Annotated in this window: 12 protein-coding genes; 6 read left to right on the top strand and 6 right to left on the bottom strand. The window is 63.0% G+C overall.

Features of this window, described 5'->3' with window-relative positions; all coding sequences use genetic code 11:
• Positions 1 to 5: 5 nt before the first annotated feature.
• Positions 6 to 1,043, bottom strand: a complete 1,038-nt coding sequence (locus ABIE35_RS19750) for a zinc-dependent alcohol dehydrogenase family protein (protein WP_354517570.1) — start codon at positions 1,041 to 1,043, stop codon at positions 6 to 8.
• 93 nt (positions 1,044 to 1,136) lie between these two features.
• Here ABIE35_RS19750 and ABIE35_RS19745 point away from each other — a divergent pair, with 93 nt between their 5' ends.
• Positions 1,137 to 1,595, top strand: coding sequence for a carboxymuconolactone decarboxylase family protein (locus tag ABIE35_RS19745; RefSeq protein ID WP_354517569.1), 459 nt, complete (start codon positions 1,137 to 1,139; stop codon positions 1,593 to 1,595).
• 17 nt (positions 1,596 to 1,612) lie between these two features.
• A complete protein-coding gene (locus ABIE35_RS19740; protein WP_354517568.1) occupies positions 1,613 to 2,512 on the top strand; it encodes a sigma-70 family RNA polymerase sigma factor in 900 nt (299 codons plus the stop codon).
• 1 nt (position 2,513) lies between these two features.
• On the opposite strand, the gene ABIE35_RS19735 is transcribed toward ABIE35_RS19740, so the two are convergent.
• Both ABIE35_RS19735 and ABIE35_RS19730 read right to left on the bottom strand, forming a co-directional pair.
• Positions 2,514 to 2,963 (bottom strand): hypothetical protein, encoded by a 450-nt coding sequence (locus ABIE35_RS19735; protein ID WP_354517567.1) that lies wholly within the window; start codon positions 2,961 to 2,963, stop codon positions 2,514 to 2,516.
• Between the two features lie 20 nt (positions 2,964 to 2,983).
• Positions 2,984 to 4,951 (bottom strand): primary-amine oxidase, encoded by a 1,968-nt coding sequence (locus ABIE35_RS19730; RefSeq protein WP_354517566.1) that lies wholly within the window; start codon positions 4,949 to 4,951, stop codon positions 2,984 to 2,986.
• 123 nt (positions 4,952 to 5,074) lie between these two features.
• Between ABIE35_RS19730 and ABIE35_RS19725 the strand changes: the two genes are divergently transcribed.
• Positions 5,075 to 5,665, top strand: coding sequence for a TetR/AcrR family transcriptional regulator (locus tag ABIE35_RS19725; RefSeq protein WP_354517565.1), 591 nt, complete (start codon positions 5,075 to 5,077; stop codon positions 5,663 to 5,665).
• A gap of 210 nt (positions 5,666 to 5,875) precedes the next feature.
• Here the strand turns inward: ABIE35_RS19725 and ABIE35_RS19720 are convergent, their stop codons facing one another.
• Positions 5,876 to 6,517 carry a LysE family translocator gene (locus ABIE35_RS19720; protein WP_354517564.1) on the bottom strand — a complete coding sequence of 214 codons (642 nt, stop codon included), beginning with the start codon at positions 6,515 to 6,517 and terminating at the stop codon, positions 5,876 to 5,878.
• Between the two features lie 161 nt (positions 6,518 to 6,678).
• Here ABIE35_RS19720 and ABIE35_RS19715 point away from each other — a divergent pair, with 161 nt between their 5' ends.
• Positions 6,679 to 8,091, top strand: a complete 1,413-nt coding sequence (locus ABIE35_RS19715; protein ID WP_354517562.1) for an aldehyde dehydrogenase family protein — start codon at positions 6,679 to 6,681, stop codon at positions 8,089 to 8,091.
• Between the two features lie 50 nt (positions 8,092 to 8,141).
• Here the strand turns inward: ABIE35_RS19715 and ABIE35_RS19710 are convergent, their stop codons facing one another.
• Positions 8,142 to 8,786: a flavin reductase family protein gene (locus ABIE35_RS19710; RefSeq protein WP_354517560.1), complete on the bottom strand. Its 645-nt coding sequence runs from the start codon at positions 8,784 to 8,786 to the stop codon at positions 8,142 to 8,144.
• Between the two features lie 66 nt (positions 8,787 to 8,852).
• Between ABIE35_RS19710 and ABIE35_RS19705 the strand changes: the two genes are divergently transcribed.
• Positions 8,853 to 9,569, top strand: coding sequence for an ArsR/SmtB family transcription factor (locus ABIE35_RS19705; RefSeq protein WP_354517559.1), 717 nt, complete (start codon positions 8,853 to 8,855; stop codon positions 9,567 to 9,569).
• On the opposite strand, the gene ABIE35_RS19700 is transcribed toward ABIE35_RS19705, so the two are convergent.
• On the bottom strand, positions 9,546 to 10,058 hold the full coding sequence (locus ABIE35_RS19700; protein WP_354517558.1) for a hypothetical protein: 513 nt from the start codon (positions 10,056 to 10,058) through the stop codon (positions 9,546 to 9,548). The genes ABIE35_RS19705 and ABIE35_RS19700 overlap by 24 nt on opposite strands.
• Before the next feature lie 110 nt (positions 10,059 to 10,168).
• Between ABIE35_RS19700 and ABIE35_RS19695 the strand changes: the two genes are divergently transcribed.
• A complete protein-coding gene (locus ABIE35_RS19695) occupies positions 10,169 to 11,026 on the top strand; it encodes a prephenate dehydratase (protein ID WP_354517557.1) in 858 nt (285 codons plus the stop codon).
• Positions 11,027 to 11,661: the final 635 nt, after the last annotated feature.

Here is an 11,661-nt window from a genome sequence, read left to right as displayed (position 1 = left end):
AGCACTTACAGAGCCGGGTCCACCATGGTCATTCCGGCAGGGCTGGCCTTGTCGAAGCCAGGCAGCAGTGCAGCAGCTTCTTCCAAGCCAATGGTGCGTTCGATGAGCATCTGCGGCTGGAGCGCACCCTGTTCAATGAGCGCCAGCATGCCCGGATAGTCCACAGCGGCCATTCCGTGACTGCCCAAAAGGTCCAGTTCCCAACCGATCACCCGCGCCATGGGAACTTGCGGGTTGCCGTCGATGGACGGCAACAAACCAATCTGGACGTGGCGGCCGCGCCTTCGGAGGCTAAGGATCGCGTCGGCGCAGGTCTGTTCACTCCCGACGGCGTCCACCGCCACGTGGCTGCCCCCACCGGAAAGGACGTTGACTGCGGCCGGAATATCCGCACCATCAGCAAGGACAGTATGTTCGGCGCCCAAGCGTGCGGCCACGGCCAAAGCCTCAGGGTTCCGGTCCACGGCAATCACCCGTGCGCCCATGGCCTTGGCGATCATCACAGCGCTCAGCCCTACGCCGCCGGCGCCAACTACAGTGACCCATTCTCCGGCTTTCACTTGCGCACGGGCTGCCAACGCACGGTAAGCGGTGGCGAAGCGGCAGCCGAGGCTTGCCGCCGTCGTATATTCAACGCTGTCAGGAATGGCAACCAGGTTGCTGTCGGCGGCGTGCAGGGCCACAAATTCGGCGAAGGAACCCCAATGGGTGAAACCAGGCTGCTGCTGGTCCGGGCAGACCTGAGCATCGCCGGCCAGGCACCATTCGCAGGTGCCACATCCGCAGACGAAGGGCACGGTGACGCGGTCGCCCACCTTCCAGTGCTGGACGCCTTCCCCGACGGCGTCGATGACACCTGCGAGCTCGTGACCCGGTACGTGGGGCATTGCGATGTCATCGTGGCCTGCCCAGGCGTGCCAGTCGCTGCGGCACATGCCTGTCGCCAGCACTTTCACCACCACGCCTCCAACGGGGGCCTTGGGCTTGGCTACTTCCCTGACGTCGGGCTGGGTCCGGACCTCATCAAAAACTACTGCGCGCATCGACTGACTCTAACAATTTGCCGCAGCTGTCACACTTTCGGCCCAGTATCCGACATCCCTGTTGTAAGGCACCATCTCTGAAGGGACGTCAGCATGACCCGCATCAATATCGGCCGCAGCAACAAACTCGGCTACGCCGCCGTCATCGGGCTGGAAGGCTATGCCCGCAAGTCGGTCGATCCAGATCTCTATGAACTGATCAAACTTCGCGCCTCCATACTCAACGGCTGCGGCTTCTGCGTGGACATGCATGCCACGGACGGCCGGAAGCGCGGGATTCCGGAGAGGAAGCTGCATGCCGTGGCGGCGTGGCAGCATTCGAAAGTGTTCTTCGACGCTCGCGAACAGGCCGTACTTGCCCTGACGGATGCCGTAACCCAGCTGGGCCCGGAGACAGTCACGGACGAGATTTGGAACGCTGCTGCCACCCATTTCGACGACAGCCAGATGGGTGGCCTGATTCTGGCAATTTCGACCATCAATGTGTGGAACAGGATCGCCGTCAGCACGCAAATGGAGCCGCCGGTAGATGAGAAGAATCCGCTGGTCTGAACGGTAGCGTTGGCAGCATGACTCTTGCGGTGTCAGCCACGTCGGCGTGGCAGAGCGAACGGAATCGCCTCCTGGGGATCGCTTACAGAATGCTCGGCGACTTCGGGCATGCGGAGGACGTCGTTTCCGAGGTGGCGATCGACGCCGTGCAGCGGGAACGCAAACCCGATGCGGTCGGCGTGGATTCCTGGCCGGCGTGGCTGACAACTGTCTGTGTGCGGCGCTCTATTGACCGGGTTCGACAACTCGCCGCAGTGCGCGAGGAGTACACCGGGCCTTGGCTGCCCGAACCAGTGGATGCGTCCGAACTTCCGGAAGAAACCGTAGCCAACCGCGAACTCCTGTCCTTGACCCTGCTGCACCTGGCCGAGCAATTGGCGCCTGAGGCCAGGGCGGCGCTCGTGTTGCACCGGGCCTTCGCAATGTCCGCCCCGGAAATCGCGGACATCCTGGAAAAATCCCCTGCCGCCATCCGCCAGATGATTTCACGGGCCGAACGTCGCCTCGAGATCGATCCTGAAGCCCCCGCTCCCCGGGCCAAGGATCGTGCAGCCTTGGAGAAGCTGGTTCGTGCCATCGAGCTGGGTGAGATTGACACGGTTGTCGCCATGCTGGATCGGGACGCCGTTCTCTGGGCCGACGGCGGCGGCAAGGTCAAGAGCGCCATGAACCCGCTGTTCGGGGCGGCCAGGATTGCGCGGTTTTTTGCGGGCATCCTCGGGAAAGCGGTGCTTTTCGATCCCGTGCAGCCGGTACGTGCTTGGGTCATCGAGGTCAACAGCGATGCGGCCTTGGTGCTCAGGCATCATGGCCGCTCCGACATCCTGGTGATCAACACCGGATCGGATGGCAGCATCCGTGAACTGCGCCAAGTGTCCAACCCGGACAAGCTGACGCGGGTCTCGCTGCACGGGTAGCTCAGGAGGCTACAGCTACTCTGGTCATTCGCGAGCGCCGCAGGCGTGCTACCAGCGTGGCGGCGAGTAACGCCGTCGTGATTTCCAGTCCGATGACCAGCAAAAGTCCGACGGCGCCGGACGTGTCACCAACGTTCGACGACGGTCCCCCACCGTGAGCGTGTCCGGAACCGCCCGCGCCCAACAGCAGGACAGCATGGAGCCCCACCATCGCCAGAGCCGAGATGGTCACTTGATGGAGCGCTCCCACCTTGCTGTGGCGCCAGATGTGAACGGTGCAGGGAATGCAGACGGCCGCCAAACCGATCATCAGGATGCCCAGCCAGGCCTGGTGGTGTCCCGCGCCTGCGAGCCACAGATGCACCAGGCAGGAGACAGCCGTGAGGGCCGCGCAGATCCGGGGGTGCAGGACAGGCCCGGAGCCCCGGACCCGTCCTGCCGTTGTTGTCATTGTGGATGTCCCATTGCGTTTTAGTGGCAATGCCCAGCGGGCTCGCCATGTTCGCCACGCCCTTCGGCGTGGGCGGCTGAAGCGGAACTGTGGCAGCTCGAACCCGAGGCGCTGGCCGGCACGTCCAGCACCGGGCTGCGGTCGAAGAAGCCTTCCGGGCGTAGCTTGAAGCCGACAGTATCCACGGGCATGATGGGCCAATCTTCCACACGCGGGAAGTGCGTGAGGCCGAAGGTGTGCCACACCACGATGTCCTGGCCGTCGATCTCGCGGTCCTGGGCGACGTAGGCCGGCAAGCCGGCACCGCCGGAGTGCTGGTTCACGAAGTCGCCCGTGGGATAGCGCTCCTCGTCGGCGTAGCGCGTGACCCACAGATCCTTGGTGGCGAAAGCAGCGCGCTTCGCGATGGACGAGCCAGGGTCAGCCAGCAGCGTGGGCTGGTTCTCTGCATGGAGTTTGTAGCCGACGGGCTCGCCAAGACGATTCTTGGACTCCGGGTTGGAGATGATCCACGTCCTGCCTGCGCGCGCATCGGCTTCACGGACGGCTTCGGTTTCTCTGGCCAGGAGTGTGCGCTTGCGGGAGAACGCGTTGCCGCGCTCGTTGCCTTCGCCCATTGCCTGGCGGACCACGTCTTCTTCCTCCACGCGGTTGGTGAACCCGTCAATGGCCATGTCCAGGCGCGCGCTGAAGAGGTGCTGGTGGAAGGGCGCACCCAGTCCCGGGGCCAGCTGTGAGATGTTGTCCGATCCGCCTTCAGGAAACGCGCTGGTGAACACGACGCCGGTGGCCTTGGCTTCGAACTCGATGGTGCCGTCCAGGTAGAGGTACCAGTAGAAGCCGTAGTCGTAGTTGCCGATGGTGGTGAAGAAGGAAATCACCAGGCGGCGGTTGCGGCGGGTGTAGTTGATACCGGTCCAGAGGTCGGAGTGCTTGGAAAGGATGCCCCAGTCTTCCTCGTGCATGCAGATGCCGTTGCGGATTTCGCGGGGGTTGCCGAAGGCGTCGCTGATGACGGGGCTGAGGTAGGTGATGTCGCCCAGGCAGTCGCAACCCAGTTCCAGAGAGTTGGCGTACTGGCCTACGAGGTATTCGCCGGTGTCGAAGTAGTTCTGCCAGGACCTGATGGGTGAAGGGTCTCCGTAGGGCACCACCATTTCCGCGATGGAGGCACGGTTGATGATGGGCCTGAGCCGGTCGCCGTCCTGGAACGCGAGGTTGTGGAGGACCACTCCTTCGCGGACATCGAAGCCTACGTCCACGCTCCACTTCTCCCACTCCACGTGGTTCCCATCCGTGACCGTGAAGCTGGGGCCTTCTGGTTGGGTGATGCTGATGGGCTTCTGGGTTTCGCGGAGCGGACCGGTCAGTTCGGGGTCTGTGTAATTTCCGTGCTCCGCCGGGATGGGCATGACGCCGAGATCGATGACCTGGGTGACTTCTCTGTTGACCACATCCACGTAAGCCACTAGGCCGTCCACGGGGTGGGCCCAGGCGCTGTCCTCGGGGAAATCCTGTACGAACGCAAGACCGCGGAGGATGCGGCGGCCTTTCTCTTCGGCGTACTCAAAGACGCCCGCGGACAGCGGAGCCACACGGACCTTTTCAACGTCCAGGTCCCGGGCTGCCAGCGCGGCGAGCCAGCGCTCATCAGTAGCGAGGAGCGTCTCCACTACTTCGAATTCCTCTTCCAGGACGGGCAGTTCGCCGGAGACCTTGGTGTCCAGTTCTGTTGCGGAGAGGATCTCGCCGCGGGTCACGGAGACCAGGACGTCGGCGGGTGCCCCGCCGGAGATGTCGTGGATGAAGGCGCGGAAGCGGCGGTCCTGCTCCGGCTGGTTGCGGGACGGGTCCACCAGCCCAAGGTAGGCGATCCGGTGTCCGTCACCGAGGAGACCGGCGGCCTGCAAGATCCCCTGCACCTGCGAAATTTCGGCGCCCGTTGCCAGGCCGTACTGGTTTACTGTCTCAGTTGCTGTGGGCGTCATGGCTGCCTCTTGTCCGGGACCTATGATGGGTCAGGATTTATTTTCTATAGGTGTAGAGAATAACCAAAACGTAAGATGGGTCACAAGACCTGTCCGCCATTTATTTTTTTGGGAGCCCCTCCAGTGCCAAAGATTGTTGACCACGATCAACGACGCCTCGAACTGGTGGACGCAACTTGGAGGATCATCGCCAGGTTGGGCATGGAAGGTGCCACCATGCGGGAAATCGCGGAGGAAGCAGGCTTCGCCAACGGCGCCCTCAAGCCCTACTTCCCCACAAAGGACCTGCTGCTCACCTCGGCGTTCGGCCACGTCTTCAACCGCACCAATCAGCGCATCGCCACCATGACCGAGGGGCTGTCAGGCGTGACGGCACTCCGCGCATTCTGCGCTGAAGTTCTGCCGCTGGATGAGGAACGCGTCAACGAGGCCCGCATTGTGATTCCGTTCTGGCAGAAGGCCCTCAACGACGCTGACATGGCTGCGCTCCACAGCGAGTCCATGAGCCAGTGGCACACCACCATCACCGCGCACACCGCAGCAGCCCGCGCGGCCGGTGAGATCAAAGCCCCCATCGGGGACGCCGCCGTCGCCGATCACCTGCTGAACATGATGCTGGGGGCGCAGATCGTCGCCGCGCTTTCCCCCGCAGAGCATTTCTCCCAGGATCTTTCCGGACAGCTGGATAACTACCTGGCACTGCTGGCCGCTTAGTTCGTAGCGCCGGGCTCTACCCGGCCCCTATTACATATTGGTAGCGGAAGCGCTATGAATATGAAATCTACACAGCGCCGCCCCCCATTACATATTCATAGCACCTGGCCAACATGCTTGGTCGCCTTGCAAATGAACCGGAGTTGATGGAACAGGTACCGGAAGGCGCCGAGGGCGTGGAACGTCTGCGGATCTCGCTGAATTAGCGGCTTAGCTGGTGGCGCCCGAGGCCACCACGCCGACGCCAAGCCCGGCGATCACGCCGCTACTGACATGCTCGACGACGGTGCTCAGCTTGGGGCGCTTAAGCCACCGCATCGCCTTGAACGCGACGACGGCGATCATCGAAAGATAGGCGAAGGCGATGACAGCCACCACGACGCCGAGGATGAGCGAGGTGCCCATGGTGTCGCCGCCGTGCGGGATGAACTGCGGGACCACGGCCAGATAGAACAGGCCAACCTTGGGGTTGAGGAGCGTGGACAGTGCCCCTGCTCCCAGCGCGGAAAGCCGGCTGTACGGGAGGGGCGCCTCCGGGGCAGAACCGTCGACACCCGCTTTGGCCGCTTTCCGGGATTTGATGAAGGAGGAAACGCCCAAATACAGCAAGTACAGGCCGCCTGCGATCTTGACCCAGCGGAACAATTCCGCGGACTGCTCCAGGATGGCGGCCAGGCCAACACCCACCAGCCCGGCCCAGACGATCGCCGCCGCTGAAGACCCGGCGGCCGCAGCGATTCCCGCGCTGGGCCGGTTCAGCGCGATCCGCAGCACGAGGAATGTGTCCGGACCGGGAGTGACGGACAAGACGAGGCAGAGACCGGCGAAGGCTGCAAGGGAAGCAAGAGTCACAAGCTCGATTATCGGGCACGGCGGCACGCACGGAAAGCGTTCGCTTCCCGTCAAGGGCTGTTCGTGCATAGACAAGGCCCAGGCGCGTGACGCCGACCACACTGTAAACATCGCCGCGCGCCTCACTGGCCGCCAAGACTTACTACCCGAGCGGAGTACCAATGGAGACTTACGACGCCCTGCTGGCCTCGATCACCCCGGCCACTGGCCAGAACAGCCGTACCATCCTTGACCCGGCCACGGGCGAGGCTGTTGGCCAAGCCCCTGTTCACACCGTCGAGGACCTCGAAGCCGCCATCACCGACGCCGCTACCGCCCAACCTGCGTGGGCTGCCTTGGGCCACGACGCCAGGTCCGCTGCGCTCATGAAGGCGGCCGACGCCGTCGAACGTTCCGCCGAAGAACTCGCCCAACTCCTCTCCCGCGAGCAGGGCAAGCCCCTGAACGGGCCGAACGCGCGCTTCGAAGTCGGCGCGTGCGCCGCCTGGCTTCGGGCCACCGCTGCCACGCCGCTTGATCCTGAAACCGTGGTGGACGATGGCGAAACCCGCGCCGAACTGCACTACCGGCCCATCGGCGTCGTGGGTGCCATTGGCCCGTGGAACTGGCCCATGATGATCACCGTCTGGCAGATCGCGCCGGCGCTGCGTATGGGCAACGCCGTGGTGGTCAAGCCCTCCGAGTACACCCCGCTGTCCGTGCTGGCACTGGCCTCGATCATCAACCAGGAACTGCCGGAAGGCCTGCTTTCCGTGGTCTCCGGCGGGCGCGACGTTGGCGAAGCGCTGGCCTCACACGACGCCATTGGCAAGGTCATGTTCACCGGTTCCACCGCCACGGGCAAGGCGATCATTCGCTCCTCGGCCGATACCGTCAAGCGACTCACGCTGGAACTCGGTGGCAACGACGCCGGCATCGTCCTGCCCGATTCCGATCCCAAGGCCATTGCTGAGGGGTTGTTCTGGGGCGCATTCATCAACACAGGCCAGACCTGCGCGGCCCTGAAGCGCCTCTACGTGCACGAGTCCCAGTACGACGCTGTGTGCTCCGAGCTCACTGCTGTTGCTGCGGCTATGCCGATGGGTAACGGCCTTGATGAGAACAACGTTCTGGGCCCGCTGCAGAACCGGCAGCAGTACGACATCGTAGCCAGGCTGGTGGAGGCCGCTAAGGAATCCGGCGCCCGCGTGCTGATCGGTGGCAACCCCGAACACGACCAGCCGGGCAACTTCTACCCCACCACGCTGGTGGCCGACATCGACAACGACAACCCCTTGGTAGCTGAGGAACAGTTCGGCCCGGCGCTGCCGATCATCAAGTACAGCACCGTTGACGAGGCAGTCGCCAAGGCGAACGCGCTCGACGTCGGACTGGGCGCCTCAGTTTGGTCCTCAGACTTGGGTGCCGCGCGCGAAGTCGCTTCCCGTATCCAGGCCGGCACCGTGTGGATCAACAAGCACGGAGCCGTGGATCCCCGCGTCCCGTTCGGTGGCGCGAAGCAGTCCGGCTATGGCCTGGAGTTCGGAGCCGAGGGCCTCAAGGCTTTGGGGGTCCCGCAGGTCATCAACGGCTGACGGCACCATCCCGAAACCAGGTAGCAGCTCACGCCCTTTGGGCTTTCCCCTCAGGGCGTTAGCTGCTGCTTGGTTGGGGTTCCCGGGGTCCCGGCCGGGGTCTCGGAACGGTAGGAGAAGCCTTGTTCCGGCCCGAGCCCGAAATAGTGCCTGAAGTTGTAGATCAGCGGTTCCCACTGAGCCGGATCAATGTGCTGGGTATTGGGCAGGACCAAGGATTCGTGCACATGGATCTTCTCCACCTGGCATTCGACGACCGCAAATTCTCCTGCACCGGATGCAGAGATGCTTGTGGCGCGGGCTTCAAGTTGAATGCCGCACTCCTCTACGCGCGGCGGACGAACACCAACCGAGCCCTGGCTGCTGAGTCGGGCGGCAGCAAACTTGTTGGCCTCGAAGGTAGTCCGGGCAGGTTTCGTCGGTGGCACCGGATTCGCTCCTGTCAGTGAAGCGAGCCGCTCGACAGCCGGCCAAAGGTGGGGCTCGGGGTAATTCAAGGTCAGCTCCGGGCGTGAGCGGAGGTTGCTGATGGTATGCCCGTCTTCCCCTAATCCCAGGACAATGGTGCGGCCAAGGGCCCAGGCGGAGGAGATCGGCGCGAGGTTGAAGGATCCATCGGAATTCTCAGTGCAAACCAAGACCACGGGTGTGCCGAAGTAAAGGATTTTGGGTTCCAATTCAATATGCGATGACATGGTTTAGAAGCGTAGGGCGCCAACGGTTCGGCGCTGACCGAACCATGCAGGGCCAATAATGGATGCATGGCTACCGACGTTCTTCCTGCTGGAGAAGGGTTTGCTTCCCTGGCTGCACTGTTTGCTGACAAGACTCGTGCGACGTTCTGCCTGACGCTCTTGGACCGGCGCGCATGGACCGCCTCCGAACTGGCACATTACGCCCAGGTGCCGAAGTCTTCAGCCACCGAGCACCTCAACAAGCTCATCGGAGCAGGGATACTTGCGGAGATACGCCAGGGCAGGCACCGTTACGTGCGGCTGGAAGATGCCCGGATCGCGGAGCTGATCGAGACCATGGCCAGCCACGTCGTGCCGGTTCCCAGCAATCGCCGCTCGTACACATCCATCACTCGCGACCAAGCCCTGAGGCGGGCCCGCACGTGCTACGACCACCTTGCAGGGGACCTGGGGGTCAGTTTGATGAGCGCCCTCGTCGCCAGGAACATCATTAACGTCGACTCCGGGGTACGGCTGACCCCCGAAGGTGAGCAGGATCTGGCGCGGGCCGGAATCTCAATCGAGCGAGCAGGAACAAGACCGCTGATACGAACCTGCTTGGACTGGACCGGGCGCCAGTACCATGCAGCTGGGCTGGTGGGCGGGGCGATCTGCAGGCATGCCCTTGCCAGCGGTTGGGTGCTTCCCATTCCTCAAAGCCGGGCCTTGAAGATCACCGAACTCGGCGTGACGGAAATGAAACGGCACTTCGGCCTCGATCTAGCGCGGGAAGAATCGAACTGACGCGGGGAGAAGGGCGGCTGCAAGGATGACCGCCCCACACCCGACCATTGCAACGCCGGCCCACGACGGGTCACAGCGGATCAGGATCGCCGCTGCCACAGCAACGACTCCGGCCCCTGCGAGTAACGGTCGCCGGGCGCTTGCGCCCCACGCCAGGAGCGAGGCACCGAAGAACGGGCTGTACTGGAACCCCAAGGCGACGTCGGCGAAGAAGAAGGCAACGGCCACAAAGCACATGAGCCCGGACGCGCCGGTCCGGTGAGCCAGCCTTCGACAGTAGAGGTAGACGGCGAGCGCTGAAAGAAGGCTCAACCCATGGGACGCGAGGTGCCACGGCTCTGATGCCAGCACATTCTCGCCCAATAACGCTGATAGCAGGAAGGCCCAAACGAGCGTGAACAGGCCGATGGACGTGCCCGCAAACCTTGCAACCCGCTGTTCGTTGACATTGTTTGTTGCGCTACTTCTGAACGCTGTCGCAGTCGCCATCGGCCGCCCCCAATCCTTGTTGCGAACCTAGGGTCGGTGGCACCCACTTGTCCAGTCACAGGGTGGACTCGTTTGGGTTGCCGGGTGCTCCGCGTGTAACCATGAGCACCATGGCCCAGAAGATTGCGTACCAAGGTGAGCCCGGAGCCAATTCGGATCTTGCCTGTAAGGAAATGTTCCCCGAGCTCGAGAGCGTGCCGTGCGCAAGCTTTGAGGACGCCTTTGAACTGGTGTCCACCGGGGACGTCGATCTGGCCATGATTCCCATCGAAAACTCCATCGCCGGGCGTGTGGCCGATATCCATGTCCTGCTCCCCCAGTCCAAGCTGCAGATCGTTGGCGAGTACTTCCTGCCCATTCGCTTCGACCTTCTGGGTATTCCGGGCAGCACCATCGAGGGAGCTACCGAAGTCCACAGCCACATCCATGCCCTGGGGCAATGCCGCAGGATCATCCGGGAAGCGGGGCTCAAGCCCGTGATCGCCGGCGATACTGCCGGTTCAGCCCGCGAGGTCCGGGACTGGAATGATCCCCGCAAGCTGTCCCTGGCTCCGCCTCTCGCCGCTGGCCTGTACGGTCTCGAAGTCCTGGCTTCCGGCGTCGAGGACGATCCCACCAATACCACCCGCTTTGTTGTCCTGGCCCGGGAACGCGAGCTCCCTACCAAGGACGAGCTGCCCGGCCCTGCGATCACCAGTTTCGTCTTCCGGGTCCGCAACGTTCCCTCGGCCCTTTACAAAGCACTGGGTGGCTTTGCGACCAATGGCCTCAACATGACACGGCTGGAAAGCTACATGGTGGGCGACGAGTTCGCTGCCACCATGTTCCTCTCCGACGTCGAAGGCCACCCCGAAGACGCCCGTCTCCGCCGGGCCTTGGAAGAACTGGAGTTCTTCACTACCGAGGTCCGCGTTCTGGGTGTTTACGCCGCGGACGGTTACCGGGAACGGAACACCGTCACCGTCTGATCTACCCTTGATCCCGGGGGGAATGCTGACGTGAAGAAGAAGTCAAAACAGTGGGATCCGCGGATCCTCTACGGCGGAATGATCGCGGTCATTTTGGCCACCTTTGTGTGGATGGCCCACAGCACCTTGCTTGGGGCATCCTTGTTCTTCGCCCCAGGGGCGACTTACACCTTTCTCCTCTTTCGGGTACTGCCCCAGTCATCGCGCGCTTCCATGCTGATGCTCTGTGCATTGCCCTTGGCATCCTATTCAGCGCTTTCGTTTGAGGACGGTCTAGGGATTCCTGCCGCCGCATCGTGGTTCTTGGGTGTCATCGCCGGGGGAATTGCAAGTGGATACCCGTGGTCAGGAAGAAGGAGTCCGGCGGGGAAGAAACCCAGTGGAAGCATCGAAGCCGGCAAGGAATCCGTTGGAGGCCAGCGTCAGGCGCTAATTAATGGATCCTGCGCGGCCGTCTTGATAGGGGCCGGCCTTGCCCACTTCATCTTCCAGAGCCCGACGGCGGCAGTCGGCGCCGTTTTGGCAGGCGCCTTGATCTGCGGCTGGGCATTGTTCCGGTTTCCACCATCGGCCGCGACCAGGAACGCACTCCTTTTGATCATCCCCGTGGAGTTCTTTTTGCTGGCATTCCTGGG

Source organism: Paenarthrobacter sp. 4246, assembly GCF_040546855.1.
Classification (GTDB): domain Bacteria; phylum Actinomycetota; class Actinomycetes; order Actinomycetales; family Micrococcaceae; genus Arthrobacter.
This window is presented reverse-complemented; position numbering and strand designations above follow the sequence as displayed.